27 protein-coding genes are annotated in these 26,173 nt (G+C 62.8%); 15 read left to right on the top strand and 12 right to left on the bottom strand.

What is annotated here, in order from left to right; all coding sequences use genetic code 11:
• Window positions 1–7: 7 nt before the first annotated feature.
• The 9 genes from phnD to phnG all read right to left on the bottom strand — a co-directional run bounded on the left by phnD (window position 8) and on the right by phnG (window position 7,152).
• Window positions 8–916 (bottom strand): phosphonate ABC transporter substrate-binding protein, encoded by a 909-nt coding sequence (gene phnD / locus ACEXP3_RS16585; protein ID WP_377298270.1) that lies wholly within the window; start codon window positions 914–916, stop codon window positions 8–10.
• Window positions 917–1,000: 84 nt separating this feature from the next.
• Window positions 1,001–1,858 carry a phosphonate ABC transporter ATP-binding protein gene (phnC, locus tag ACEXP3_RS16580; RefSeq protein ID WP_377298269.1) on the bottom strand — a complete coding sequence of 286 codons (858 nt, stop codon included), beginning with the start codon at window positions 1,856–1,858 and terminating at the stop codon, window positions 1,001–1,003.
• Window positions 1,859–1,975: 117 nt separating this feature from the next.
• Window positions 1,976–2,590, bottom strand: a complete 615-nt coding sequence (locus ACEXP3_RS16575) for a transferase hexapeptide repeat family protein (RefSeq protein WP_377298268.1) — start codon at window positions 2,588–2,590, stop codon at window positions 1,976–1,978.
• A complete protein-coding gene (phnL, locus tag ACEXP3_RS16570; protein ID WP_377298267.1) occupies window positions 2,587–3,294 on the bottom strand; it encodes a phosphonate C-P lyase system protein PhnL in 708 nt (235 codons plus the stop codon). Before phnL ends, ACEXP3_RS16575 begins: the two co-directional genes overlap by 4 nt.
• 12 nt (window positions 3,295–3,306) lie before the next feature.
• Window positions 3,307–4,083, bottom strand: a complete 777-nt coding sequence (gene phnK, locus ACEXP3_RS16565) for a phosphonate C-P lyase system protein PhnK (RefSeq protein ID WP_377298266.1) — start codon at window positions 4,081–4,083, stop codon at window positions 3,307–3,309.
• Entirely contained in the window at window positions 4,080–4,967 is an 888-nt protein-coding gene (locus ACEXP3_RS16560) for an alpha-D-ribose 1-methylphosphonate 5-phosphate C-P-lyase PhnJ (RefSeq protein WP_377298375.1), read from the bottom strand. Before ACEXP3_RS16560 ends, phnK begins: the two co-directional genes overlap by 4 nt.
• A gap of 2 nt (window positions 4,968–4,969) precedes the next feature.
• Window positions 4,970–6,076, bottom strand: coding sequence for a carbon-phosphorus lyase complex subunit (locus ACEXP3_RS16555; RefSeq protein ID WP_377298265.1), 1,107 nt, complete (start codon window positions 6,074–6,076; stop codon window positions 4,970–4,972).
• Between the two features lie 3 nt (window positions 6,077–6,079).
• The gene (gene phnH, locus ACEXP3_RS16550) at window positions 6,080–6,688 is read right to left on the bottom strand and encodes a phosphonate C-P lyase system protein PhnH (protein WP_377298264.1); all 609 of its coding nucleotides are present in this window, start codon (window positions 6,686–6,688) and stop codon (window positions 6,080–6,082) included.
• Window positions 6,688–7,152 carry a phosphonate C-P lyase system protein PhnG gene (gene phnG, locus ACEXP3_RS16545; RefSeq protein ID WP_210106421.1) on the bottom strand — a complete coding sequence of 155 codons (465 nt, stop codon included), beginning with the start codon at window positions 7,150–7,152 and terminating at the stop codon, window positions 6,688–6,690. The genes phnH and phnG overlap by 1 nt, the downstream gene beginning before the upstream one ends.
• Window positions 7,153–7,244: 92 nt before the next feature.
• Between phnG and phnF the strand changes: the two genes are divergently transcribed.
• The 3 genes from phnF (at window position 7,245) to ACEXP3_RS16530 (ending at window position 9,371) form a co-directional block, all read left to right on the top strand.
• Complete coding sequence (phnF, locus tag ACEXP3_RS16540) at window positions 7,245–7,967, top strand: phosphonate metabolism transcriptional regulator PhnF (protein ID WP_377298263.1); 723 nt, start codon at window positions 7,245–7,247, stop codon at window positions 7,965–7,967.
• Window positions 7,968–8,110: 143 nt separating this feature from the next.
• Window positions 8,111–8,866: an SDR family oxidoreductase gene (locus ACEXP3_RS16535; RefSeq protein ID WP_377298262.1), complete on the top strand. Its 756-nt coding sequence runs from the start codon at window positions 8,111–8,113 to the stop codon at window positions 8,864–8,866.
• On the top strand, window positions 8,835–9,371 hold the full coding sequence (locus tag ACEXP3_RS16530; protein WP_377298261.1) for a gluconokinase: 537 nt from the start codon (window positions 8,835–8,837) through the stop codon (window positions 9,369–9,371). Before ACEXP3_RS16535 ends, ACEXP3_RS16530 begins: the two co-directional genes overlap by 32 nt.
• A gap of 61 nt (window positions 9,372–9,432) precedes the next feature.
• On the opposite strand, the gene ACEXP3_RS16525 is transcribed toward ACEXP3_RS16530, so the two are convergent.
• The gene (locus ACEXP3_RS16525; RefSeq protein WP_377298374.1) at window positions 9,433–10,980 is read right to left on the bottom strand and encodes a gamma-glutamyltransferase family protein; all 1,548 of its coding nucleotides are present in this window, start codon (window positions 10,978–10,980) and stop codon (window positions 9,433–9,435) included.
• A gap of 243 nt (window positions 10,981–11,223) precedes the next feature.
• Here ACEXP3_RS16525 and ACEXP3_RS16520 point away from each other — a divergent pair, with 243 nt between their 5' ends.
• Complete coding sequence (locus ACEXP3_RS16520) at window positions 11,224–11,937, top strand: GntR family transcriptional regulator (protein ID WP_377298260.1); 714 nt, start codon at window positions 11,224–11,226, stop codon at window positions 11,935–11,937.
• Here ACEXP3_RS16520 and ACEXP3_RS16515 read toward each other — a convergent pair.
• Complete coding sequence (locus tag ACEXP3_RS16515) at window positions 11,916–12,332, bottom strand: nuclear transport factor 2-like protein (RefSeq protein WP_377298259.1); 417 nt, start codon at window positions 12,330–12,332, stop codon at window positions 11,916–11,918. The two genes, ACEXP3_RS16520 and ACEXP3_RS16515, sit on opposite strands and share 22 nt — an antisense overlap.
• Before the next feature lie 82 nt (window positions 12,333–12,414).
• Between ACEXP3_RS16515 and ACEXP3_RS16510 the strand changes: the two genes are divergently transcribed.
• From ACEXP3_RS16510 to bglB, 5 genes are all read left to right on the top strand, one after another.
• A complete protein-coding gene (locus tag ACEXP3_RS16510) occupies window positions 12,415–13,686 on the top strand; it encodes an amidohydrolase family protein (protein ID WP_377298258.1) in 1,272 nt (423 codons plus the stop codon).
• 98 nt (window positions 13,687–13,784) lie between these two features.
• Window positions 13,785–14,474 (top strand): GntR family transcriptional regulator, encoded by a 690-nt coding sequence (locus tag ACEXP3_RS16505; RefSeq protein ID WP_377298257.1) that lies wholly within the window; start codon window positions 13,785–13,787, stop codon window positions 14,472–14,474.
• 176 nt (window positions 14,475–14,650) lie between these two features.
• On the top strand, window positions 14,651–16,030 hold the full coding sequence (pglB, locus tag ACEXP3_RS16500) for a polygalacturonase PglB (protein WP_377298256.1): 1,380 nt from the start codon (window positions 14,651–14,653) through the stop codon (window positions 16,028–16,030).
• Window positions 16,031–16,100: 70 nt separating this feature from the next.
• Entirely contained in the window at window positions 16,101–17,186 is a 1,086-nt protein-coding gene (locus tag ACEXP3_RS16495) for a LacI family DNA-binding transcriptional regulator (RefSeq protein ID WP_377298255.1), read from the top strand.
• 34 nt (window positions 17,187–17,220) lie between these two features.
• Entirely contained in the window at window positions 17,221–18,300 is a 1,080-nt protein-coding gene (bglB, locus tag ACEXP3_RS16490; protein ID WP_377298254.1) for a beta-galactosidase BglB, read from the top strand.
• Window positions 18,301–18,400: 100 nt separating this feature from the next.
• Here the strand turns inward: bglB and iolG are convergent, their stop codons facing one another.
• Window positions 18,401–19,393, bottom strand: a complete 993-nt coding sequence (iolG, locus tag ACEXP3_RS16485; RefSeq protein WP_377298253.1) for an inositol 2-dehydrogenase — start codon at window positions 19,391–19,393, stop codon at window positions 18,401–18,403.
• Between the two features lie 128 nt (window positions 19,394–19,521).
• Between iolG and ACEXP3_RS16480 the strand changes: the two genes are divergently transcribed.
• The 6 genes from ACEXP3_RS16480 to iolB all read left to right on the top strand — a co-directional run bounded on the left by ACEXP3_RS16480 (window position 19,522) and on the right by iolB (window position 26,171).
• Window positions 19,522–20,331, top strand: a complete 810-nt coding sequence (locus tag ACEXP3_RS16480; protein ID WP_377298252.1) for a MurR/RpiR family transcriptional regulator — start codon at window positions 19,522–19,524, stop codon at window positions 20,329–20,331.
• A 121-nt stretch (window positions 20,332–20,452) separates the two neighbouring features.
• The gene (locus ACEXP3_RS16475) at window positions 20,453–22,372 is read left to right on the top strand and encodes a bifunctional 5-dehydro-2-deoxygluconokinase/5-dehydro-2-deoxyphosphogluconate aldolase (protein WP_377298251.1); all 1,920 of its coding nucleotides are present in this window, start codon (window positions 20,453–20,455) and stop codon (window positions 22,370–22,372) included.
• Window positions 22,369–24,192 (top strand): 3D-(3,5/4)-trihydroxycyclohexane-1,2-dione acylhydrolase (decyclizing), encoded by a 1,824-nt coding sequence (iolD, locus tag ACEXP3_RS16470; RefSeq protein ID WP_377298250.1) that lies wholly within the window; start codon window positions 22,369–22,371, stop codon window positions 24,190–24,192. The genes ACEXP3_RS16475 and iolD overlap by 4 nt, the downstream gene beginning before the upstream one ends.
• 1 nt (window position 24,193) lies before the next feature.
• Window positions 24,194–25,093, top strand: coding sequence for a myo-inosose-2 dehydratase (gene iolE / locus ACEXP3_RS16465; RefSeq protein WP_377298249.1), 900 nt, complete (start codon window positions 24,194–24,196; stop codon window positions 25,091–25,093).
• A 29-nt stretch (window positions 25,094–25,122) separates the two neighbouring features.
• Window positions 25,123–25,365: a hypothetical protein gene (locus tag ACEXP3_RS16460; RefSeq protein ID WP_210106435.1), complete on the top strand. Its 243-nt coding sequence runs from the start codon at window positions 25,123–25,125 to the stop codon at window positions 25,363–25,365.
• Window positions 25,362–26,171 carry a 5-deoxy-glucuronate isomerase gene (iolB, locus tag ACEXP3_RS16455; protein ID WP_377298248.1) on the top strand — a complete coding sequence of 270 codons (810 nt, stop codon included), beginning with the start codon at window positions 25,362–25,364 and terminating at the stop codon, window positions 26,169–26,171. The genes ACEXP3_RS16460 and iolB overlap by 4 nt, the downstream gene beginning before the upstream one ends.
• Window positions 26,172–26,173: the final 2 nt, after the last annotated feature.

The raw sequence follows: 26,173 nt of genomic DNA, 5'->3' as shown, positions 1-26,173 counted from the left end.
GAGCCGATCAGCCGCCGATGGTTGCCTTGCGGGCGTCGATGATCGGCTTGTAGAAGCTCTCGTTGACTTCGGCGAAGCCCTTGAAATCGCCGCCTTCGATGGCCGAGAAGCACTTGGGATCCGTCTTCGGCAGCGCCATCATGTAGGCGGTCAGCTTCTTCTTCATGTCTGCCGAGAGAGAGGAGCGAACGACGACCGGGCCGTTCGGGATGAGCGGCGACTTCCACAGTTCGACCAGGTCGTCCATGTTGACGATGCCCTTGTCGGCCATCTTGCGCAGGTTGCCCGAGGTGTAGCCGTCCTTGAAGTTGCCAACGCCCGAACCGAAGGTCGTGCCGGCATCGAACGTGCCCTTCAAGACTTCGAGAACGAGGTTTTCATGGCCGCCGCCAAAACCGGTCGAACCGACATATTCCTTGACCGGCTTGCCGCCGAGGGCTGCCGGCAGCGTGACCGTCGGGATCAGGTAGCCGGAGGTGGAGTCCGGATCGGCAAAACCGAGCTTCTTGCCCTTGATGTCGGTGACCTTGGTCATGCCGGAATCCTTGCGGGCCACCATGATCGAGTAATAGCCCATCGAGCCGTCGGTCTGGACGGTCGTCAGGATCGGCTCGATAGACTTCGGATTGGAGAGATAGGCCTTGGCATAGCCGGAAGCGCCGAGTTCTGCGTAATCGAGCGTGCCGCCCAGGAGGCCCTGGATGACGCCGTCATAATCGGCGGCCGGGAACAGCGAAACCTTCTCGAAGCCGAATTCCTGCTTCAGGTGATCGACCAGGCACTGGTTGTTGCGCAGACGGTCGGCTTCGTTTTCGCCGCCGATCAGGCCGATGCGGAATTCCTTGACGTCCTGGGCATGGGAGGCGCCGGCGAGCGACAGAAGTGCGACGGCGGCAAGAAGGGTCTTCTTCAACATGAGTTCATCTCCTGTGAGAGCGGAATGCGTGAATAGCTTTCAAGAACGTCTTGCCCTTGACGCGGGCTGGCGATCGGGTCGGAACTAGGCGCCGGCTTGTGCGAGCGACCTGTGCTCCGGGGATGGCGTGTCTGCGGCGCCGTGTGCGGCCGCTGGAATGTTGATGCTGGTCGAGGTCATGCTTTCATCGATGCCGGCGCCGTCCTTATCGGCGCCGTAGATCTCCTGCACGGCCGCTGCCGTCAGCTCCGAGGGCTTGCCGTCAAACACCACGCGACCGCGCGCCATGCCGATGATGCGCTCGCAATAGCTGCGCGCCGTATCCAGCGTGTGGAGGTTGGTGATCACGGTAATGCCTTCGCTCTCGTTGATGGCGCGCAGCGCATCCATGACGATCTTGGCGTTCAACGGATCGAGCGAGGCGATCGGCTCGTCCGCCAGCACCATTTTCGGCGACTGCATCAGCGCACGGGCAATGGCGACGCGCTGCTGCTGGCCACCCGACAGCGTGCCGGCCGGCTGCAAGGCCGTCTGCTCGATGCCGAGGCGCTCCAGCGCTGCAATCGCCATCAGCCGCTCCTCGCGGGTAAAGATGTTGAGGATGCTGAGCGTCGTGGAGCGATGGTTGAGGCGTCCAAGCAGCACGTTTGTGAGAACGTCCAGGCGCGGCACGAGATTGAACTGCTGGAAGATCATGGCGCAATCGCGCTGCCAGTCGCGCAGCGGCTTGCCCTTGAGTTTCGACACATCGGTGCCGCCGAACAGGATGCTGCCGGAGGTCGGATCGGCCAGCCGGTTGATCATGCGCAGCAGCGTCGATTTGCCGGCACCGGAGCGTCCGATGACGCCGACCATCTGGCCGGAGGGAATATCGAGGGAAACAGCGTCGACGGCGGTATTCTTGCCGAACGTCCGCGTGACGTTGATCAGTCTGAAGTCCATCGTCTTTCCCTTGCGCATCATGCTCTCGGACCATCGCTAGCGCAGCAGTGTAAAGCGCGAATGTCGGATTTGTGTAGGTTCTGTGAAGCCTTTCAAGTTATTGATTAGAAAAGGTAATCATGCGTATTTCTGGAGAAATTCTTCAGCCGTCAGCGCCCGGAAATCGGCAAGCGCTGCAAAAAGCCGGTCATGGTCCCAGTCCCACCAGGCAAGGGCTGCCATGCGGGCGGCAATGTCTGCGGGAAAGCGTTCGCGGATGAGCTTTGCCGGTACGCCGCCGACAATCGTATAGGGTGCGACGTCCTTGGAAACGACGGCGCCTGCGCCGATCACCGCGCCATTGCCGATGGCGACGCCCGGCAGGACGGTCGCCCCATGACCGATCCAGACATCGTGCCCGATGGTGATGCGATTTTCGCGCCGCCAGTTGAAGAAGTCATGCTCGTCCTCGGCACCCTCGAAGTAGCTGGCGGCCCGATAGGTGAAGTGGTGCAGCGTTGCCCGCCACATCGGGTGGTTGGTGGCGTTGATGCGCACGGCGGCTGCGATATTGACGAACTTGCCGATCGTGGCGCACCAGACGGCGCCGTCACGCTCGATATAGGAATAATCGCCCATCTCCACTTCGGCGAGACGGCAGCGTTCGCCGACTTCCGTATAGCGGCCAAGCGTGCAGTCGCTGATCGTGGCGCCCTCATGGATGAAGGGTTCAAGTCCAAGCTTCGTCCTCATGCGGCAGCCTTTCGCGGTGAAAATGCGGTGACGTCCAGGATGCGGTCGGCAACGGCCTCGCGCACTTCCTCATCGTGGAAGATGCCGAGGAGAGCGACGCCCGCCGCCTTCTTGGCCCTGATCATCTCGACCACCACCTTACGGTTGGCGGCATCCAGCGAGGCGGTCGGCTCGTCGAGGAGGAGGATGGCATGGTCGGTGATGAAGCCACGCGCGATATTGACGCGCTGCTGCTCGCCGCCGGAAAAAGTAGCGGGCGGCAATTGCCAGAGATCGCGCGGAAGGTTCAGCCGGGCGAGAAGCTCAGCGGCCCGTTCGCGCGCGTCTTCTGCTGCAAAGCCGCGCGCAACAAGCGGCTCTGCCACCACATCAAGCGCCGAGACGCGCGGCACGGTGCGCAGAAACTGGCTGACGTAGCCGAGTGCTGACCGGCGGACATCCAGCACCACGCGCGGATCAGCGCTGGCAATATCGATGGTTTTATCCGCATGGGTGATCAGGATCTGGCCTGAATCCACGGCATAATTGCCGTAGAGCATTTTGAGGATCGAGCTTTTGCCGATGCCGGAGGGGCCGCCGAGCACGACGCATTCGCCGCTTGCAACCGAGAAGGAGACGTTGGCAACCACGGGCAGCTTCAGTCCGCCACGCAGGTGCATGGTAAAGCTCTTGGCGACTTCAGAAACGATAAGGGGCGTGGGCATGGAGTTTCTCCGTCACACTTGCAGGATCGAGGAGACGAGCAGCTGCGTATAAGGCTCGCGCGGATCGTCGAGGACGCGGTCGGTGAGGCCATGTTCGATGACATGGCCGTCCTTCATCACCATCATCCGGTGCGAGAGAAGACGGGCGACCGCCAGATCATGCGTGACGACAATGGCCGAGAGGCCGAGATCGTTGACGAGGCCGCGCACGAGATCGAGAAGGCGCGCCTGGACCGAGACATCCAGCCCGCCCGTCGGCTCATCCATGAAGACGAGGCGGGGCGAAGTCACGAGATTGCGGGCAATCTGCAGACGCTGGCGCATGCCGCCGGAAAAGGCGCGCGGCTGGTCATCGATACGATCCTCAGAGATTTCCACCCGCTCCAGCCATTCCGTTGCCGTCTGGCGAATGCGGCCATAATGCCGGTCTCCCACGGCCATCAGCCGTTCGCCGACATTGGCGCCAGCCGACACCGTCATGCGCAGTCCATCGGCGGGGTTCTGGTGAACAAAACCCCAGTCGGTGCGCATGAGGAAACGTCGTTCCGCCTCGCTCATGCGGTAGAGATCACGGTATTCGCCGTCGCGCATATGATATTGCACGCAGCCGGTGGAGGGCATCAGCCGCGTGGACAGGCAGTTGAGCAGCGTCGTCTTGCCGGAACCGGATTCGCCGACCACCGCCAGCACTTCACCCGGCCAGAGATCAAACGACACTGCGCTGCAGCCGATGCGGCTGCCGTAGAATTTGGAGAGGTCGCTGACCTTCAAAAGCGGGTTCGTACTCATTCCGCAGCCTCCTGGCTCTGGCCCAGCATCTCCCCGACATGGCCTTCGGCGCGCCGTGTTTCGCAATAATCGGTGTCGGAGCAGACGAACATGCGTCCACCCCTGTCATCCAGCACCACTTCGTCCAGATAGACATGGCGGGCGCCGCAGAGCGCGCAGGGCTTGTCAAAGCTCTGCACCTCGAACGGATGGTCCTCGAAATCGAGGCTGACGACATCGGTAAACGGCGGCACCGCATAGATGCGCTTTTCGCGGCCGGCGCCGAAGAGCTGCAGGGCTTCGGAGCGGTGCATTTTCGGATTGTCGAATTTCGGCGTCGGCGAGGGGTCCATCACGTAACGGCCGCCAACTTTCACCGGATAGGCATAGGTGGTGGCGATGCGGCCGTGGCGGGCGATATCTTCGTAGAGCTTCACATGCATCAGGCCGTATTCTTCCAGCGCATGCATCTTTCGCGTTTCGGTCTCGCGCGGTTCGAGGAAGCGCAGCGGTTCCGGGATCGGCACCTGATAGACGAGCACCTGGCCCTCCCGCAGCATGTCCTCGGGGATACGGTGGCGGGTCTGGATGACGGTTGCCTCGCCCGTGTGGGTGGTGACGGCGACATTGGCGACCTTCTGGAAGAAAGCGCGGATGGAGACCGCATTGGTGGTGTCGTCGGCACCCTGGTCGATGACCTTCAGCACATCCTGCGGGCCGAGGATGGCGGCTGTCACCTGCACACCGCCGGTGCCCCAGCCATAGGGCATTGGCATTTCGCGCGAGGCGAATGGCACCTGGTAGCCGGGAATGGCAATGGCTTTCAGGATGGCGCGGCGGATCATCCGCTTGGTCTGTTCATCCAGATAGGCAAAATTGTAGGCGGCAAGTTCGGTTGCTGGCATGCTCATTCGGCAGCCTCCTGCTGGTCTGTATCCGTGTTCTGATCGGCGGCGTGTTTTGCGCGCATGCGCCGGACCAAATCGAGTTCGGCCTGGAAATCCACGTAATGCGGCAGCTTCAGGTGCTCGACGAAACCGGTCGCCTGCACGTTGTCGCAATGGGAGATGACGAATTCCTCGTCCTGCGCCGGTGCCACCACGTCTTCGCCGAATTCTTCCGTGCGCAGTGCCCGGTCGACCAGTGACATCGACATGGCCTTGCGTTCACTCTGGCCGAAGGCCAGGCCGTAACCGCGGGTAAACTGCGGCGGCGCCTTGGCAGACCCCTTGAACTGGTTGACCATCTGGCACTCGGTGACACGGATCTCTCCGAGCGAAACGGCAAAGCCGAGCTCCGGCACCTCGAACTCCACATCGGCAAGCCCCATGCGGATTTCGCCGACGAAGGGGTGTGTGCGCCCGTAACCGCGCTGGGTGGAATAGGCGAGCGCGAGCAGGAAGCCTTCGTCGCCGCGGGCAAGCGCCTGCAAGCGCAGATCGCGCGGCATCGGAAACTCCATCGGCTCGCGAGTGATGTCGCCAGCCAGATGATCCTCAGGCATCTCGCCATCGGGCTCGATCAGGCCTTCGCCATCCAAGATGTCGGAGACGCGCATGACGGGCGTCCCGTCGCTTTCACGCTGCACCGGCTCCTCAACGGTCTCGTCATCCAGAAGTGCTGGATCGAGCAGGCGGTGCGTATAATCGAAGGTGGGTCCGAGAAGCTGGCCGCCCGGCAGGTCCTTGTAGGTGGCAGACACGCGCCGCTCCACCTGCATCCGGCCCGTTTCGATGGGCAAAGAGGTGCCGAAGCGCGGCAGCGTCGTGCGGTAGGCGCGCAGCAGAAAGATCGCCTCGATCATGTCGCCGCGCGCCTGTTTGAGCGCAAGGGCGGCCAGCGACCGGTCATAAAGCGAGGCTTCCGCCATCACGCGATCCACGGCAAGGCCCAACTGTTCGATGATCTGGCCGATGGTGAGGCTGGGGAGCGAGCGGTCTCCGCGACGGCGGTCGGCCAGCAGGCGGTGGGCATTGGCAATGGCGGTTTCGCCACCTTTGACGGCAACATACATGGCTTACACCTCCAGTGCGGTAATCTTGCAGGTGCGCGGCAGGCCGATCATCTGCCGGCCTGTGGTCAACACCACGTCGAGACCGCGGGGAAACAGCGCCCGGTTGTCCGTCCACTGGGCAAGGAATTCCGCCGGGAGCCCCCGTGGCGCCAGATGCGTGACGTCACGGATGCCGGGGCCGGTCAGGTTCAGCGGACGCCCGCCGTCCAGCGCCTCGATCTCGATTACCAGCGTGGTGGAGCGATCCGGATAGTCCTGGGCGCCGAGCGCGAAATGAGCGATGGCGGGAAGGTGCGCACCGGCCTCCAGAAAGGCGAAGCGCGCCTCGCTCTTTTCCCGCGTCAGCGGCGCGCCGCAATGGAAGGCAAGCCAGCCGGGAACGTTCGATTGCGCGATCTTCGGCGACAGCCAGACCGGCGTGTCGTGGTCGCAAAGGGTCAGCATCAGGGCGCCGGCTGCGACACCAAGCGGGGCGGGCGGCATAAGCTCGGGCGTGACAAGGCCAAGACTACCGGGCCGCGCCATGCAATCCATCAGGGTGCGAAACACCGTCTGGCTGTTGTAGACGGCATCCGGAAAACCACCGGTGAAACCTTCATTCCTGTTGTCCATCAGTCTTCTCCTCGCACCATGGTGAAGAAATCCACCTTCGTCGCCGCTGTCTCGTTTTCGCGCCGGGCGGCATCCGCCGCCTGCCGTTGTTCGATCGGGGCAAGCAGGCTGGTTTCGACAAAATCCCGGTGCCGTTCGTTCTGGCCGAGCGCATCGAAAAGGGCGGCAAGTTCTGCCGCGCGCCGGTCCGTGCCCAGACGGTAGCCATGGCCCACGGTGCCGTCGGCCACCCTCACCGTGGCGCGGCTGACGGTGGTTTCGCCGAGATTGAAGGGCGCACCGCCACCCCCGATGCGACCACGCACCATGACGAGGCCGGTTTCGGGCCCCCGCAGCAATTCATGGCCGGGTCTATCGGCGAGCGCCTGCCAGGCGGCCTCGAGTTCCGGACGGGTGGCCCGGGCAAGGAGGTCGAGACCGCGCTTGCGACCGGTCTCGTGCGGACTGTTCAGAGCTTTGTTCATCGTCAGCCTCATATTGTCTAATAATATAGACAACCATACAATTTAGTGTAGAGATACCCTGCAGGCATGACGGGCTTATGACAAGGAGCAAAATGATCCAGCGACAGAAAGGCGTGGCGCTCTGGCGCCAGATTGCCGACCGCATTCGCGCGAATATCGCCGCGGGCGACTATGACGTCACCGGCCGCGTCCCGGCTGAAACCGCATTGGCGGAAGAATTTGCCGTCAACCGTCACACGGTGCGGGCGGCCCTTGCGGCGCTTTCCCAGGAAGGCATCGTCCGGGCAGAGCAGGGGCGCGGCACACTGATTGCCCAGCGCGACAAGTTCGATTTTCCCATCAGCCGGCGCACCCGCTTCACGCAGGGCATCGGCGAGCAGGCGCGCGACCTGCAGGGCGTTCTCTTGTCGGCGCGGGAGGAAGCGGCCAATGCGGACCTCTCCCGATGGCTGAAGGTTGCCCCCGGCACCCGGCTGATCCGGCTCGAAACCGTGCGCAAGGCGGATGGGCGGGCGCTGTCACGCGCGACAAGCTGGTTTCCGGCCGACCGGTTTTCCGGCATCGATACGGTGTTTCAGAAGTCCGGCTCGATCACCCGGGCGCTCGCCGCCTTCGATGTCGCCGATTACCTGCGCGATGTGACCGAGATTTCCGCCGTGCATGCCGAACCGGACGACGTGGCCGATCTCGGCCTGACGCCGGGCGCTATCGTGCTCGTCACCAAGGCGCTCAATACCGATCTCGAAGCCGTTCCCATCCAGTTCGCCATCACGCGCTTTCCCGCCGATCGCGTGCAGTTCACGGTGCGCACCTGACGCCGCACCCTTGCTTCGGTGCCGGGTGGATTATCGCCTAGCCTGCCCCATTTTGACGAGGAATTGCAGGCAGGTCCCGTCGCTTGACTTGCCTGTTATCGATACCATAAATGCCTCCACAGCATGAGGTGAGGGAGGAAAGCATGAGCCTTGAATTGTTCAATCTGGCCGGAAAACGCGCCTTGGTGACCGGTTCGTCGCAAGGCATCGGCTTTGCGCTCGCCAAGGGATTGCAGGCAGCCGGCGCAACCGTCGTGCTCAACGGACGCGATGGCGGGAAGCTTGCGGCAGCCTCGCTTGAACTGGGTGGCGTCCAGACGCTTGCCTTTGACGCCACCGATCATGCAGCCGTAAAGGCGGCGGTGGATGGTTTCGAAGCGGGGCAGGGTGCCATCGACATCGTGGTCAACAATGCCGGCATGCAGCACCGCACGCCGCTCGAAGATTTTCCGGCCGATGCGTTCGAGCGCCTGATGCGGACCAATGTATCGAGCGTGTTCAATGTTGGCCAGGCGGTCGCCCGCCACATGATCGCGCGCGGCCGCGGCAAGATCATCAACATTGCCAGCGTCCAGACCGCCCTTGCCCGCCCGGGCATCGCGCCCTATACGGCAACCAAGGGTGCGGTTGCCAACCTGACGAAGGGCATGGCCACCGACTGGGCGAAACATGGTCTTCAGTGCAATGCGATTGCGCCCGGGTACTTCGACACTCCGCTCAATGCCGCGCTTGTCGCCGATCCTGCCTTTTCGGCCTGGCTGGAAAAGCGCACGCCGGCGGCCCGCTGGGGAAAGGTCGAGGAACTCGTCGGCGCCTGCATCTTTCTGAGCTCCGAGGCTTCCTCTTTTGTGAATGGACACGTGCTTTATGTCGACGGTGGAATCACAGCGTCTCTCTGACGCGACGCAGCGCCTCGTGCTGATGGGGGTCGCCGGGTCCGGCAAGTCCTCCGTCGGCGAGGCGCTGGCAGGAAAGATCGGCGCCCGCTATTTCGATGGTGACGACCTGCACCCGAAAGCCAATATCGAAAAGATGAGCAGGGGCGAGGCGCTGAACGATGACGACCGCTGGCCCTGGTTGACGCTGGTGGGCGAGGCGCTGGCCAAGGCGGATGGCAGGCTGATCATCGGTTGCTCGGCGCTGAAGCGCATCTACCGTGACCATATCCGCGCCAAGGCCGAAGGTCCGGTGATCTTCGTGCATCTTTCCGGATCGCGCGCGGTGATTTCGGCCCGCATGGGTGCGCGCACCGACCATTTCATGCCGACGACGCTGCTCGACAGCCAGTTTGCCGCGCTTGAACCGCCGGCGGCCGACGAACATGCCATCACCGTCGATATTGACCAGAGCCTTGACGGCGTGGTGGCGCAGATTGCCGCAAGACTGGCGGACTGGCAGTCGTAAGCGGCTTTTGGCGGGCACGGAAACGGTACGGTCAGCGGGCGATTGCCGATGCGAACAGGCGTCAGCCGGGCCTGTTCTGGGCGGCAACAGCCAAACCTTCGCCGCGCGGATCGTGGGCACCGATGACATCGCCGCTATCCTCTATACGGATGACGCCCGCCTGGCCAAACAGGGGCGAAAGGGCAGCAAGAGGCGCAACGACATGGCCGCGGGCTGCCATGTCGTCAATGACGGTATGCGGAAGCGAGGCTTCGAGCTTCAGGCTGTCGCGACCGTCGGAAAATGTCTTGCCGAGCAGGAAGCGCGGCTGCGCCAGGGCCTGGTGCGGGCTCATGCCGTGGTCGATCAGGCCCGTCAGCAGCACGGCCAGCGTTTGCGGCTGACCATCAGCGCCCTGCGTGCCATAGATCAGGTGCGGACGCCCATACTTCAGCGCCATGCCGGGGTTTAAGGTATAAAACGGCCGTTTTCCCGGCGCGACGGCATTGGGATGCGCCGGATCGATGGAAAAGGCAGCGCCCCTGTTTTGCCAGAGAATGCCGGTATCGCCGACCACGACGCCGCTTCCCCAGTCGAAATAGGTGCTTTGCAAGACGCTTGCACTGTTACCCTTGCCATCCACCACGCCGAAAAACACCGTATCCCCGTGCTGATAGGGATGCGGCCAGGGGAGCGCCGCTTCGGGCTGAATGGCTGCCGCCTTGGCATCCAGACGGGCGGGGTCAAGGCAGGAGGCGGCAATCGCCTCGACGTCGCCATCGGCAATCCGGCCACGGTCGAGAAACGCCTGTTTCACGGCCTCCACGATCAGATGGTAGCGCGCGCTGCCTTCCGCCGGAAGATTTTTCAGATCAAAGCGGGACAGGATGCCGAGAATGGCAAGGGTCGAGACACCTTGAGTGGGCGGCGGTGGCGCCAGAAGTGTCAGGCCGCGATAGTCGAGCGTCGCGGGTTCTGCCGTGCGGGTGCGGGTTTGCGCCAGATCCTGCAGCGTGAGCGGCGATCCGGCAGCGAGAAGTCCATCCGCGATCCGTCTGGCCAATTCGCCTTCATAGAACGAGCGGGCACCGTCTCTGGCAAGAAGCCGCAGGCTTTCGGCCAATTGCGGCTGTCGAAACGGGCCGCTCCTGGCGCGGTGGTCGAAAATCGCGCAAAATCCCGGCCACTGCGCAATCTCCTCGTTGCGGAAATCAAGCCAAAAACCTTGTGACGCCGTCGGCGCATATCCCTCTTCGGCAAGCTGGATGGCCGGCGCGATCAAGGCCGAAAAACCGGCCTGTCCGCCCCAGTGCCGCGCGCCGTAGTCCAGCGCATGTTGCCAGCTATCGACCGCAGCCGCCGACGTGATGGCAGACCCCGGCCCCCTCAGCGGGATCGGCTGATCATAGGCGGGCAGGGTTTGCGCCGCAGCCCCGATGCCGAGAAACGAGGCTTTGCGCCCCTGGCGGTCTGCCACCAGCCAGACGGCATCGCCACCCAGCCCGCAGAAATGCGGCATGGTCACAGCCAGAACGGCGGCTGTGGCGACGGCAGCTTCAATGGCATTGCCGCCGGCGTCCAGCACGGCCGCACCCGCCGCACTTGCCAGCGGATGCGGGCTGGTAACCATGCCGCCGGCGGTTTTGTGGTGCTCTGGGGTCATTTCGTCTGGTTCTCATTGATAACATAGGGTGGGACAACGCAATCGCCGTGCCATCCCGCGAGGAACGGCGTTCGACAGGCAGGCAGATCGCGCTAAAGTGCATGCACTTTGCAGCTAACCTGCCAGTCCATGTGGCACTTGGCAAGCGGCGGACCGCGTTGAATTTCAAGCCCATTGCCCGTATGCAGGGCAGGGAAGGCAGGACACGGCATGGCAGCGAAGAAAACGACGGCCCGCGGCGAGGCAGATCGGCTCTCCCTCATCTGCAAGGCGATCCGCCGCGCGATCCTGGAGCGTGCGCTGTTGCCGGGAGACCGGCTGCCGGAAGATGCGCTTGGCGAACGGTTTGGCGCCAGCCGCACTATCGCCCGCCATGCGCTCGGCCAGCTTGCAGCCGAAGGACTGGTGGACCTGCGGCGCAACCGCATGGCCATCGTTGCCGCCCCATCCTTTTCCGATGCGCGCGACATCTTCGATCTGCGCATCGTTCTGGAACGGCAGGTGGTGCGGCATCTGGCGGGAAAGCTGAGCGAACGCGACGTCAGGCAGTTACAGGCCATCATCGCGGCAGAGCATGAGGCGCGCCATGGCGCCGATGGCACCGCCATCCGGCTTGCCACCGAATTCCACGTCGCGCTTGCCGAGATGACCGGAAAGCCGATCCTCATCCGCTATGTGACGGAAATCTGTTACCGCGCCGGCCTGGCACTCTCGGCCTTCGGCCGGCCCCATTCCTCCGACTGTGCCGTGAGCGAGCATCTCGATCTTATCGAGGCGATCCGCAGCGGGCCGGCGGAGAGGGCGGCAGACATGATGGAAGCGCATCTGGAGGCCGTGGCCTCTCGCGCGCTTCTTCAGCCATCCGATGCGCGCGGCCGCGACCTCATGAATATCCTGGCACCCTATGCGGCAGAGCCCGGCTGACGGGCCACACTCGGATCCAGGATCCACTCGGCGCTGTCGTTCCACACATCGGTTTCGATGATCAGCCCGTCGCGCACGACAAACCGGTCGACATAGCGGTTATGGTCAAAACCGGTGCCATCCGGCCAGGCCCCATAGAGAAAGCCGAGGCTGTAGACGATGGTTTCCGTTTCGCCCGGCACCACGTCATAGCGCTCGATGCGCTTCTTCACCCAGGCATAGCGGGCCGCATTGAAGCCGGTGGGGCCGGAGGGCGTGTGAAACACCCGATTGCCTGTGAAGCGGCAGAGAAATTCCGGCGCGACAAAGCTGGCCGCCCGCACAGGATCCGGCGCCATCGAAGCCTCCAGATAATCCTTCACCGCCTGCAGATCGCGTTCGGTATTCTCATGCATGGCGGGGCTCCCTGTTGTCAGCCTTGGCTAAAAGTGCATACAGTTTCAGCTTAAGCGAAACGCGCCCGGAGTTGCAAGCGTGATGACCCCAGATTTCGATGACACGTCTCGCAACGGTGCGGAAAGGCCGGATTACGATCTCGTGCTGCGCCATGCCCGGTTGCGCGACCAAAGCGCCCCGGTGGATATCGGGATTGCCGAGGGCCGCATCGCCTGTGTCGGGATTTCACCCGGTGCAACGGGGGCTATGGAAGAAGACGTGGGCGGGCGACTTGTCCTTCCGGGCTTCGTCGATACGCATATCCATCTCGACAAGGCCTGCCTCATCTGCCGCTGTCTCGACGCCGGCGGCGGTTTGAAGGGGGCGATTGCCGCCGTCTCGCGCCTCAAGCGGGATTTTACCGTCGAGGATGTCTACGAGCGCGGCGCCCGCGTCATCGAAAAGGCCATCACGCAGGGCACGATGTACATGCGCACCCATGTGGAGGTGGATCCGCGCGCCGGACTGCGCAGTTTCGAGGCCATCCAGCAACTGAAGCGCGATTATGCCTTTGCGCTCGACCTTTCCATCTGCGTTTTCCCGCAGGAGGGGCTGACCAACGATCCCGGAACTCAAGACCTGCTGGAAGAAGCGCTGTCGAGTGGCGCCGATCTGCTCGGCGGCTGCCCCTATACGGACACCAACCCCTCGGCGCAGATGGACGCCTTGTTTGCCATGGCGGTTACCCATGATGTCGATCTCGATTTCCACCTGGATTTCGACCTCGACCCCTCCTGGTCGCATCTGGAGGAGATCTGCCGGCGCACGGAAAAGGCCGGCTGGCAGGGTCGTGTGGCGGTCGGCCATGCGACGAAGCTTGCAGCGATGGATGAGGCGGCGTTCAGGCGCCACGTCGCCCTGCTGTCGTCCTGCGGCGTGGCGGTGACGGCACTGCCCTCCACCGATCTTTATCTCAACGGGCGCGATGCCGGATACCGGGCCGTGCCCGGCGTGGCCCCCGTGCATGTGCTGGCGGAAGAGGGCATCACCTGTTCTGTTGCCACCAACAATGTGCTCAATCCGTTCACGCCTTATGGCGATGCCTCGCTTCTGCGCATGGCCAATCTTTACGCCAACACGCAGCAGATCGGGCCGGAAGGGTTTGGCCCCTGTCTCGATCTCGTCACCACCTCTGCCGCACGCCTGATGCGCGTCACCGATTATGGCCTGCGCGCGGGCTGCCGCGCCGATCTCGTGGTCCTTGACGCGGAGGAGGAGACGGAGGCCTTTGGCGGTCTTGCCGCACCGCTCACTGGCTTCAAGGCCGGCCGCCGCAGCTTTATCCGCCCGGCGGCCCAACTTGTCAGGCCGTGAGGCGGGCGCAAGCCGGGGCGGAGCGGTTGTTTGCGCCGGCCGATTGATCTAGGGGTAGGCGGCAGCGGCGCAGCCTTCGCGCCCGCGCGGAGACGGACGTGAAGCATACCACCACCCCCCTTGGCCTTGGCACGATCGACACGGTTCCGCTGCACGAGATCGTCTATCAGCGGCTGAACAAAGCTCTGATGGCAGGCCAGATCCGGCCGGGGCAGAAACTGACCTCGCGCAAGGTGGCGCAGGAACTCGGCACAAGCGACATGCCCGTGCGCGCGGCGCTGTCGCGCCTGCAGGCGCTCAAAGCACTCGACCCCTTGCCGAACGGCTCTCTTGTCTTGCCGCCAATGACGCGCGAACGCTTTTCGGACCTGACCGCAAGCCGCCTCATCTGCGAACCGGCCGCCACCGAAGCCGCGGCAGGGCGGATCGGCAAGGCAGACCTGAAGATCCTGCGGCGCGAATGCGACGGCCTCACGCAGGCCGCCCGCAACCAGGATATCGACGACTATCTCATGCGCAATTACGAGTTCAAGTTCAGCATCTACCGGGCGAGCGGCTCGCCCTCGCTGCTCTTTCTCATCGAAACACTGTGGCTGCAGGTCGGGCCTTTCCTGCGGCAGTTCAGCGGCAGGTTCGATGGCGCGCTGTCCGGCATCCTGGAAATCGACTACCACGAGGATGTGCTGGCAGCCCTGGACCGCGGCGATGCGCAAGCCGCCGGCAAAGCCCTTCGCGCCGACATTGCCGAAGGCGCGCAATTTCTGCTGGCGCATGGCGAATTCGTCTGACGGCAAGGCCTACCCCGCCACCTTCCACGCGAGATAACGAAAATATTTTTTTGGAGTGCGCGGCCCTCCAACGCCTGAAATCCAATCTCATCCGCGTAATTCGTCCTTGTCAGCGCGAAATTAACGGTTCAAACTCTCGATCAACTACTGGGGTTTGGGACGGGAGGCGCTTGCCTTTGCACTTTGATGAAATTATTTTCACTGAAATCGCCGGCGATTGTACAGAGCCTCTTCAGCGGGCGCTCGATCAGGCAGCGGCCGCCCGTCAGCGACTTGTACTGGCCCCGGGCCTGCATCTCTGCAGCGCGTTGCGCCTGCCGGACGGGCTCGATCTTCATCTCGATGCCGGCGCCACGCTTCAATTTTCAGGCGACCTTGAAGCCTACGCCGAAAACCGCGTCGATGTGATTGCGGAATCCTCCCGGACGGCGATGATGGTGGCCAGGAATGCTTCCGGCATCCGCTTGTCGGGCAAAGGCACGATCGAGGCGCCGGGGCCGGACTTCATCGTCGGGCGGCTGGAGGATATGGGCACGCATGTGCCAGCAGCCGTTCGCCCGCGGGTGCTGGTGCTGGAAAACTGCCGCGACATTACCCTCGAAGGGTTGTCGATCCGCTCCTCGCCCATGTGGACCATTCACCTGATTGCCTGCCGGGACGTGAGCGTTACCGGGTTGTCAATTGACAACGACCGGGAGATGCCGAACACCGACGGCATTGTCATCGACAGCTGCCGGAATGTCAGCATCCGCCACTGCGACATTGCCACCGCCGATGACGGCGTCGTGCTGAAGACCAGCGAAGGCCCCGATGGCCGGCCCGTCGGCCAGTGCCGCGACATCCTGGTGGAGCACTGCCGGATCGAAAGCCGCAGCTGCGCGCTGAAGATCGGGACAGAAACCCATGGCGATGTGGAGGACATCACCTTCCGCGATTGCGAGATCCTGCGCTCCAACAGGGCGATCGGGATTTTTTCCCGCGATGGCGGGCGTATCCGCAGGGTCGTCAGCCAGCGTATCCGCCTGGATGCCCATGAAACGCCCGATGGCTTCTGGGGATCGGGCGAGGCCATCACGGTCAACGTCGTGGATCGACGCGCGACAAAGCCCGCCGGGCGCATCGAAAACATCGTCTTCGAGGATATTGACGGCACGATGGAAGGTGCAATCAATCTGCTGGCCGATGGGAAGGCCGGCATCGGTGATGTCCGTTTCAGTCGCATCTCAATCGAGCAGGTCCCCGGTCCCTATCAGGGGCGGAAATACGATGTGCGGCCCACGCATTTTGATCTTGCCCCGTCGCCCGATGCGGCGGGACGGGCCAATGCCTGGGTCAAGGACAAACATGGCAAGGTGATCGGGCTGGTGCCCTATCCCGGTGGCATGCCGGCGCTGTTTTCGATGAATGTCGAGGAGCTGTCTCTCGAGGATGTGCATTTTTCGCGTCCCTCGCCGCTGCCCGATGGGTGGAATGGTGAGGTCATCGATGTGCGCGACGGCGAGTCGCGCATCTGGTCGCAACCGCGGTCCCGGCCTGACCAGAGTTTCGATCGGTGATGGAGGCCGGCTTGGCCAGACGCCAGGGCTTTCACCAATCCCCTTTTAAGCGGAGTAGCAGAGCGTGACCATGGACAGGCGGACAGAGCGTAAAGTCGGCATCAAGGACATCTCCCGCGAAGCCGGGGTGGCGATCAGCACCGTCTCGCATGTGCTGAACGGCACGGCGCCCATTTCGCAGGAAGTGCGGCTGAGGGTGCTGGAGGTGGCGCGTCAGCTCGGCTATCTCGCCAAGCGCCAGCAGAAGGGGGCGATTGCCTCTCTCACGACGCTTTACCTCGCTGTTCCTCCCGGCAACCTGCCGCACAATGACATCAATCTTGTCTCCTGGACCCTTCTGACGGCACTGTCGCGCGAATGCGAGCGGCGCGGCATCCGCGTTGTCGCCCATATTGGCGCGCCGGATCTCAATGCCGCCGACATCATTGCTGGCGCGCGCGCGGCGGCGGCGGAAGGCGTCGTCCTGGTCTATGACGACAATCCGAAACTGTTGCGCGCTCTTGCGGCCGCCGATCTCGCCGTGGTGCTGCTGAACGGCGAGGACCCGACGATGAGTGTCGATACGGTTGCCCCCGCCAACCGTTATGGTGCACGCCTTGCCACGGAATGGCTGTTGTCGCGCGGCCATCGTCGCATCCTGCACCTGACCTGGCGCGGACGCTCAACCATCATGCGCCGGCTCGACGGTTTTCATGATGCCTATGTCGAGCGCGACCTGCCGCGCGAGCTGGGCGAGGTGCTCTATGCCCGCGGCTACGAGCCGGATCATGCCCGCGAGGTCTTGCGCAAGTTCGTTGCCGAGCGCGGCGGGCTCGATGGTTTTACCGCCGTCTTCTGTGCTGCCGACAACCTGGCCATCGGCGCGTTGACCGAACTCCAGGTGCAAGGCTTTGCCATTCCAAAGGATATTGCCGTGGTCGGCTTCGACGGCGTGGCGCCAGGCGAGCTGACCATGCCGGCGCTGACGACGGTGAGGGTGCCGCTCGACGCACTGGCCTCTTCGACAATCCAGATCCTGGAAAATCGACTGTCGGTATTGGGCGTGACCTATCCTGCCTGCCGTATCGAACTGGGTTGCCAGTTGATCGAGCGGGAGAGCGGCGGCCTTCCCTTGTCGAAACCGCAGATCCGGCATTTCGATGCCGTGTCAGTCTGACCTCTTCACGCCTTCGCCAAGACAGGACAATCCGATGCTGATGCAGCCCGAAATTCTTTCCGAAACGCTTTCCCGTGTCGCCGTCGGCCTTGCTCGCCTGAAGGGCATCAATGAAACCGTGGCCGCCCCGGACGGGAGCTATGAACTGCAGTTCGACGAATGGGACTGGGAAGTCGGCGTCGGCATCTACGGCCTCATCCGCCACGCGGAAGCCATTGGCGATCGTTCGCTGATGGAAGCGATCGGCCGCTGGTATGACTGGCAGATCGGCCGCGGCCTGCCGCCGCGCCAGGTGAATTCCTCCTCACCCATGCTGGCGCTGGCCGTGCTGATCGACCACATCAAGCGCCCGGACTGGGAAGCGCTGGTCCAGGACTGGGCCGACTGGCTGATGACCAGGCTTGCCCGCACGGAGGATGCCGGCTTTCAGCATGTGGTGAAGGAGCGGATGAACGACGGCGAGTTGTGGGACGACACGCTGTTCATGACCTGCCTGTTCCTCGCCCGCGCCGGCCAGCGGTTCGGGCGACAGGACTGGATCGAGGAAGCCTTCTACCAGTTCCTCGTGCACGAGCGCTTTCTCGCCGATCCGGTTACCGGCCTCTGGTATCACGGCTGGACGTTCCACGGCCGCCACAACTTCGCCAAGGCCTTCTGGGCGCGCGGCAATTCCTGGATCACGGTCGCGATACCCGAACTGTTCAGCCTCGTTGCCCATGTGCCGGAGCATCTGAAGCGCCACCTGACCCATGTGCTGCAGGCGCAGGTGCGCACGCTTGCCGAACACCAGCGCCCCAATGGCATGTTCAACACGCTCGTCTGCGATCCCGTCTCGCCGGAGGAAACCTCTGCGACCGCCGGCATCGCCTACGGCATTCTGCGCGGCATCGATCTCGGCCTCCTGGACAAGGATTTGAAGCCGGTTGCGCGCAAGGCGCTTGACGCGGTGATGCAACGCATCGATGAGACGGGGATCGTTCTGGAAGTGTCCGACGGCACGCCGATGGGCCATACGCTCGACTTCTATCGCCAGATCCCCAATGTGCCGGCACCCTACGGTCAGGCGTTGGTGATGCTTCTTCTGGTGCGCGTGATGGCGGAAAAAGAGGGCTGACGCTTCCCCGTCAAGGGACAGGCGGGTGGAGGTTTCGGTCCTCCTGGAAAGGGCGGCGCCGGCAAGTCTGGCGCCGCCCTTTTGTTCTTGCGGCAAACAGTCAGGCGAGCGCGACGGCTGCGCCGGTCTTGGCAGATTTCAGCGCCGCATCGGCAAGCTTCAGCGCAATCAGGCCGTCTTCGGCAGACGGCGAGGCGGCCGCGCCCTTCTCGACCGTATCGATAAAGGCCTTGATTTCGGCGGCATAGGCTTCCGTATAGCGCGTCATGAAGAAATCATGCAGCGGCGGGCGGGTATAGCCGTCCTTGTTGGCGACTTCGATAGACACCGGGCGCTGGTTTTCTGCAGCAACGGACCCCAGCGAACCATGCACTTCGATGCGCTGGTCATAGCCATAGGTGGCGCGGCGCGAATTGGAGATGACAGCCTGACGGCCGCTGGCTGTGGTGAGGATCAGGCTGGCGGAGTCGTAATCGCCGGCTTCGCCAATCTTCGGATCGACCAGAACCGCACCGGTTGCGAAGACCGAGACGATCTCTTCGCCGAGCAGGAAGCGCGCCATGTCGAGATCGTGGATGGTCATGTCGCGGAAGATGCCGCCGGACACCTTGATGTACTCGACCGGCGGGGCGCCCGGGTCACGGCTGGTGATCGTCACCATTTCCACCTTGCCGATGGTGCCCTTGTCGATTTCCTTGCGAACGGCCTGGAAGTGCGGATCGAAGCGGCGGTTGAAGCCGAGCATCACCTTGGCGCCGGTTTCCTTCACCACGTCGATGCAGGCCTGTGCGCGGGCCACATCGAGATCGATCGGCTTTTCGCAGAAGATCGCCTTGCCGGCGCGGGCAAATTTTTCGATGAGGTCCGCATGCGTATTGGTCGGCGTGCAGATGATGACGGCGTCCACATCCTTGTTGGCCAGAACGGCGTCGATGGTGCTGACCTCGCAGCCCGCATCTTCGGCGATCGCCTTGGCCGCGGCTTCCATGGCATCCACCACGGCCACCAGCTTTGCACGCGGGTCGGATGCGATCGCCTTCGCATGCACCTTGCCGATACGTCCGGCGCCCAAAAGGGCCAATCTCGTTACCATGGGTTCTCCTCCACATCGGGTCTTGGGTCCGGATCGAAAGCCATTTTCCGAAACCGGATTTGGAATATATGTTCCATTTTGCTAGAGTGTGACCATATTCGTGTCAAGCAGAGAAAAAGGACGGATGGATGGCAGCAGTGCCCGCAAGCGTGAAGGAGTTCGAGGAGCGGCTGCTGGAGGTGTCCGCCGCACTGCCCAAGCGGCTGAAGCAATGCGCCGATTTCGTCGCCTCGAATACTGACCGGATTGCCGTATCGACGGTGGCCGAGATGGCGGAAGGGGCGGGCGTGCAGCCGTCTGCCTTCATGCGTTTCTGCCAGATCATGGGATTTTCCGGCTATTCGGAAATGCAGCGCCTGTTTCGCGAGAGCTATGTCGGCGGCTGGCCGGATTATGCGACCCGCATCGACCACCTGCGCGACATGGGCGAACACAGCGGCCCGCGTCTGCTCGCAGAATTCGTAGAGGCAAGCCGCGCCTCACTCGAAAATCTCCTGAAATCCGTGGATCCTCAGGCGCTTGAAGAGGCTGTCGAGATTCTGGCCTCCGCCAATCTGGTGCACGTCATCGGCCTGCGGCGCTCGTTTGCGGTGGCAAGCTACATCGCCTATGCGCTCGAAAAGATGCGGGTGCCGGCCATGCTGCATGGGGCAGCCGGCCGGCTCGAAAGTGTGAGCGCCATCCGCCCGGGCGATGCGTTGCTCGCCATCACCTTCTCGCCCTATTCGCAGGAAACGCTGGAGCTGGTGGAGACCGTGCGCGGCCGCGAGGTGCCGGTGGTGGCGCTCACCGATGCGGCGGTGAACCCGTTGCGCAAGATGGGCGCGACGATCCTTGCCGTCTCCGAAGTGGATTTCGGCGCCTTCCGTTCGCTCTCTGCGACGCTGTGTCTCGCCATCGCCCTCTCCACGGCGGTGGGAACGCGGCGCAGCACCTGAATATTCGTATTGAAACTCTTCAAAATGGAATTTATAGTCCAAAACTAGACAGACCGGCGCGGGAGACGCCGGATGGGGCGCGCCATGCGCCGGTTGCCATCTTCGGCCAAGGGAGGGCCTCTTGAAGCCACTCGACGTGATCACGATCGGACGCTCGTCCGTTGACCTCTATGGCGCCCAGGTGGGTGGCCGGCTGGAGGACATGAGCTCCTTCAACAAATATATCGGCGGCTCGCCGACCAACATTGCCGCAGGCGCTGCCCGCCTCGGCCTCAAAAGCGCGGTCATCACGCGTGTCGGCGACGAGCATATGGGCCGCTTCATCCGCGAACAGCTGGTGCGCGAAGGTGTTGACGTGCGCGGTGTGGTGACCGACCCGGAGCGGCTGACCGCGCTGGTTCTGCTCGGCATCCGTGACGAAAACCAGTTCCCGCTGATCTTCTACCGCGAAAACTGCGCCGACATGGCGCTGTGCGAAGACGATATCGATCCGGATTTCATCGCCGAATCCCGCTGCGTCACCGTGACCGGCACGCACCTCTCGCATACGCGAACGGAAGCGGCGGTGATGAAGGCGCTGAAGCTTGCGCGTGAAAACGGTGCGAAAACCGCGCTCGACATCGATTATCGCCCGAATCTGTGGGGCGTGGCTGGTCATGGCGATGGCGAAAGCCGCTTTGTGGAATCGGCCAAGGTCACGGCGAAGCTGCAGAGCACGCTGCACCTGTTCGACCTGATTGTCGGCACCGAAGAAGAATTCCATATCGCCGGTGGCTCGACCGATACGCTGGAGGCGCTGCGGGCCGTGCGCAAGGTGTCCAAGGCCGCACTCGTCTGCAAGCGCGGACCGATGGGAGCGGCCGTCTTCGAAGGCGAGATCCCCGACAGTCTCGACAAGGGTCAGACCGGCCCCGGCTTCCCGATCGAAGTCTTCAACGTGCTGGGCGCGGGCGATGGCTTCATGGCCGGCCTGCTGAAAGGCTGGCTGACGGGTGAGGATTGGCCGACGGCGCTGAAATATGCCAATGCCTGCGGCGCCTTTGCCGTTTCACGCCACGGCTGCACGCCGGCCTATCCGAGCTGGGAAGAGCTGCAGTATTTCTTCAGGACCGGCATCAAGAACAAGGCGCTGCGCAAGGATGCAGCACTGGAACAGGTTCACTGGTCCACCAACCGCAAGGGCGACTGGTCGACCATGCGCGTTTTCGCCTTCGACCATCGTATTCAGCTGGAAGCCATGGCCGAGGAGGCGGGTGTTCCGACCGACCGCATCGGCGCATTCAAGAAACTATGTCTTAAGGCCGCAACCTCGGTTGCTGGCGGGCAGGGGGGCTACGGCATTCTCTGCGATAGCCGTTTGGGCAGGGAAGCGCTTTATGCCGCGGCTGGAACGGGATTGTGGATCGGCCGCCCCGCCGAATGGCCGGGTTCTCGTCCGCTGACGCTGGAGCCGGAACTCGGCCTCGATTGCGGCGGGCTTGGCGAATGGGCCGCCGAACACGTGGTGAAAGTGCTCTGCTTTTATCATCCCGACGACACGACCGAGATGAAAGAACGCCAGGAAGAAACCGTCAAGCGCCTGTTTGAGGCCGCACGCCGCAACCGTCTGGAATTCCTGCTGGAAGTGATTCCGTCAAAGGTCGGTTCTGTCGATGACGAGACAACGGCAAAGATCATCGACCGCTTCTACGAGATCGGCGTCTATCCAGACTGGTGGAAGCTGGAGCCGATGAAGTCTCAAACCGCCTGGGCCAACGCCTGTGCTGCGGTCGAACGTCACGATGCCTATACACGCGGTATCGTGGTATTGGGTCTGGATGCACCGCAGGCGGCGCTTGAGGAAAGCTTTGCGCTGGCTGCGGGCTTCGATCTGGTCAAGGGCTTTGCCGTGGGCCGCACGATCTTCGGCGATGCCGCCCGCAAGTGGCTGGCGGGTCAGATCACCGATGAGGCCGCCGTGGAGGATATGGTGGCGAGATACAAGAGCCTGTGCGCAATCTGGGATGGAGCGCGCGCCAAGGCCAAGGGAGGAAAGGCATGACAACGATCCGTTTGACGGCAGCGCAGGCTTGCGTGCGCTATCTCGCCAACCAGCTGAACGAGGATGGCGTTCCCTATATCGCGGGTGTCTGGGCCATCTTCGGCCACGGCAATGTTGCCGGTATCGGTGAAGCGCTCTATGGAATCCGCGAGGAACTGCCGACCTATCGCGGCCAGAACGAACAGTCGATGGCGCATGCGGCGATTGCCTACGCCAAGCAGCTTGGCCGTCGCCGGGCCATGGCGGTGACGTCCTCCATCGGCCCCGGTGCGCTTAACATGGTAACGGCAGCAGCACTGGCGCATGTCAATCGCCTGCCGGTTCTCTTTATTCCGGGCGATGTGTTTGCCAATCGCGGCCCCGATCCGGTTCTGCAGCAGATCGAGGATTTCGAGGACGGCACCATTTCCGCCAATGACTGCTTCAAGCCGGTCAGCCGCTATTTCGACCGGATCGAACGCCCCGAGCAGCTTCTGACGGCGCTGCCGCGTGCGTTTCGCACCCTGACGGACCCGGCGGATTGCGGCCCGGTGACGCTCGCCTTCTGCCAGGATGTGCAGGCCGAGGCCTATGATTATCCCGAAAGCTTCTTTGCGAAGAAGACCTGGCGCTTCCGTCGTCCCGAACCGGATGTCGTGGAACTGGAAGCGGCGATTGCCGCAATCAAGGCCGCGAAGAACCCGGTGATTGTCGCCGGCGGCGGCGTGCATTTTTCAGGTGCGACGGAAACGCTGAAGGCTTTTGTCGAAAAGCATCAGCTCCCGGTTGTCGAAACGCAGGCCGGCAAGTCGGCGCTCGCCTGGGATCATGGCCTGAACTTCGGCCCTGTCGGCGTCACGGGCTGCGAAAGCGCCAATGTGGTTTCCGAACAGGCCGATCTGGTGATCGGCGTCGGCACCCGCTTTCAGGATTTCACCACCGGTTCCTGGGCTTTGTTCAAGAACCCGAACCGTAAAATTCTCGCCCTCAACGTGCAGGCCTATGACAGCGCGAAGCATGATGCGATCCCGCTGGTTGCAGATGCAAAAGTCGGGCTGGAGAAGATCTCGGCAGCGCTGGGCGATCATCGCTTCGCGGCACCGGATGCGAGCCTGAAAGCCAGCTGGTTTGCCAAGGCCGATGCGGTCACCGCCGCGCCGAAGGAGGCCAACACGCTGCCGACCGACATGCAGGTGATCGGCGCCGTGCAGCGGGCCTCGCGCGACAATACAGTCGTGATGTGCGCAGCCGGCACCATGCCGGGTGAGTTGCACCAATTGTGGAAGGCCAAGCTGCCGCTTTCCTATCACATGGAATACGGCTTCTCCTGCATGGGCTACGAAATTGCCGGCGGCCTTGGCATCAAGATGGCCGAACCCGAGCGCGACGTGATCGTCATGGTGGGCGATGGCTCCTACATGATGATGAATTCGGAGCTTGCCACCGCCGTGGCGATGGGCGTGAAGATCACGGTCGTCATCACCGATAACCGGGGCTATGGCTGCATCAACCGGCTGCAGATGGGCACCGGCGGCGCGGAGTTCAACAATCTCTACGCCCACACCAATCAGGCAAACCCGATTGCCATCGATTTCGCCGCCCATGCCGCTGCCATGGGCGCACAGTCGTCGAAAGTCTCGTCCATCGCCGAGCTGGAAACGGCCCTCGATGCCGCCCGCGCCGCGACCGTTCCGACCGTCATCGTCATCGATACGGACCCCTATCCGACGCCGGAGGCCGGAGGCCATTGGTGGGATGTGGCCGTGCCGGAAGTCTCGGCCCGTAAGCAAGTCAATACGGCGCGCGCCGCCTATGAAGCTGCCCTGAAGGAAAGAATTTAAGATGATCCTCTTCGGTACCAACCCGATTGCATGGTCCAATGACGACGACCGCTCGCTCGGCGCGCATATCACCCTCGAACAGTGCCTGGATGAAACCGCCAAGATCGGCTTCGACGGCATCGAGAAAGGCCACAAGCTGCCAACCGATCCGGCCGGCCTCAAATCCGTACTCGAACCGCGTGGCCTGAAATTCGTCTCCGGCTGGCACTCGCTGAACCTCTTGACCAACAGCATCGAAGAGGAAAAGGCTGCCATGCAGCCCTTCCTCGACGTGCTGAAGGCCATGGGATGCAAGGTCATCATCGTATGCGAAACCTCGAACGCCATCCACGGCGCCGACGATACGGCTCTTGCCGACCGGCCAAAACTTGCCGAAGCCGATTGGGAAAAGTTTGGTGCCGGCGTCGAGGCGCTGGCAGAGTTCTCTGCGTCCCAGGGCATCTCGCTGGTCTACCATCACCACATGGGCACGGTGGTCGAGAGCGAAGCGGAAATCGATCTGCTGATGCAGCACACCGGCCCGCATGCCAAGCTGCTGCTCGACACGGGCCATTGCTATTTCGGCGGCGGAAACCCGGAAGCCGTTGCGAAAAAATACATGCACCGCGTCGGCCATATCCACGCCAAGAACGTGCGCCCGGTAATTGCCGAGCAGGTTCGCAATGAAAAGCTCTCCTTCCTGGAAGGCGTGCGTCGCGGCGTATTTACCGTTCCGGGCGATACCGAAGGCGGCGTCGACTTCCCGCCGGTTCTCAAGATTGCCGCAGAACACGGCTATCAGGGCTGGATCGTCATCGAGGCGGAACAGGACCCGGATGTCCGCAATCCCTTTGAATATCAGAGCCTCGGCTTGAAATCGCTGAAGGGCTTCGCCAAGGATGCGGGCCTGATCCCGGCCTGAGCCTCGCATCTTACCGAAGGAACGACCTTTTGAAATTTCTCGATCCCCACCATCCGTTCTTCAAGCCTTTGTGGCGGCGCATCCTGACCGCGCTCTTGCCGTTAGCCTGGGGTGCGGTGGAACTGTACAACGGCTCCACTGGCTGGGGATTGATGTTTCTCGTGGCCGGCGCCTATGCCGCCTACGAACTGCTGATCATCTATGATCGCACCATGGCACAAGCGGCCGCCGAGGAGGCGCGAAAAAATGCCGCAAAGGGAGATGAGGAATGAGCGATCTGCTGCGCAAGCCGACGGCCAAGACCGGCAAGGTGCATGACATTACGCCACAAAGCGCCAACTGGGGTTATGTCGGCTTTGGTCTTTATCACCTGAAGCCCGGCGAAAGCGCTGCCGAGCAGACCGGCGAAACGGAAGTCATTCTCGTGCTCGTCGAAGGCAAGGCAGAGATTTCCGGTGGCGGCAAGGTCTTTGGCGAACTCGGCGACCGCATGAACGTCTTCGAGAAGAAGCCGCCGCACTGTGTCTACATCCCGGCCGGCGCCGACTGGTCGGCGACCGCCACGACCGATTGCATGCTGGCCATCTGCACCGCGCCGGCCAAACCCGGGCGCGAGGCTGAGGTCATCGGGCCTGCCGGCATTGCGCTCACCGAACGCGGCAAGGGCGCCAATACCCGCCACATCTTTCCAATCGCCATGGAAGAGCGCGACGTGGCCGACAGTCTTCTGGTGACGGAAGTCTTCACGCCGTCCGGCAACTGGTCCTCCTATCCGCCGCACCGCCATGACGAGGACAATTTCCCCGCCATGACCTATCTGGAAGAGACCTATTACCATCGCCTCAACCCAGACCAAGGGTTTGGTTTCCAGCGTGTCTTCACCGAGGACGGCTCGCTCGATGAAACCATGGCCGTCTCGTCCGGCGATGTGGTTCTGGTGCCGAAGGGGCATCACCCCTGCGGCGCCCCCTACGGCTACGAGATGTATTACCTCAACGTCATGGCGGGGCCGTTGCGCAAGTGGCGCTTTGCCAACCATCCGGATCATGACTGGATTTTCAAGCGCGACAATCCGTGAGC

Source organism: Neorhizobium fuzhouense (genome assembly GCF_042611105.1).
In the GTDB taxonomy this organism is placed as follows: Bacteria; Pseudomonadota; Alphaproteobacteria; order Rhizobiales; family Rhizobiaceae; genus Neorhizobium; species Neorhizobium galegae_A.
This window is presented reverse-complemented; position numbering and strand designations above follow the sequence as displayed.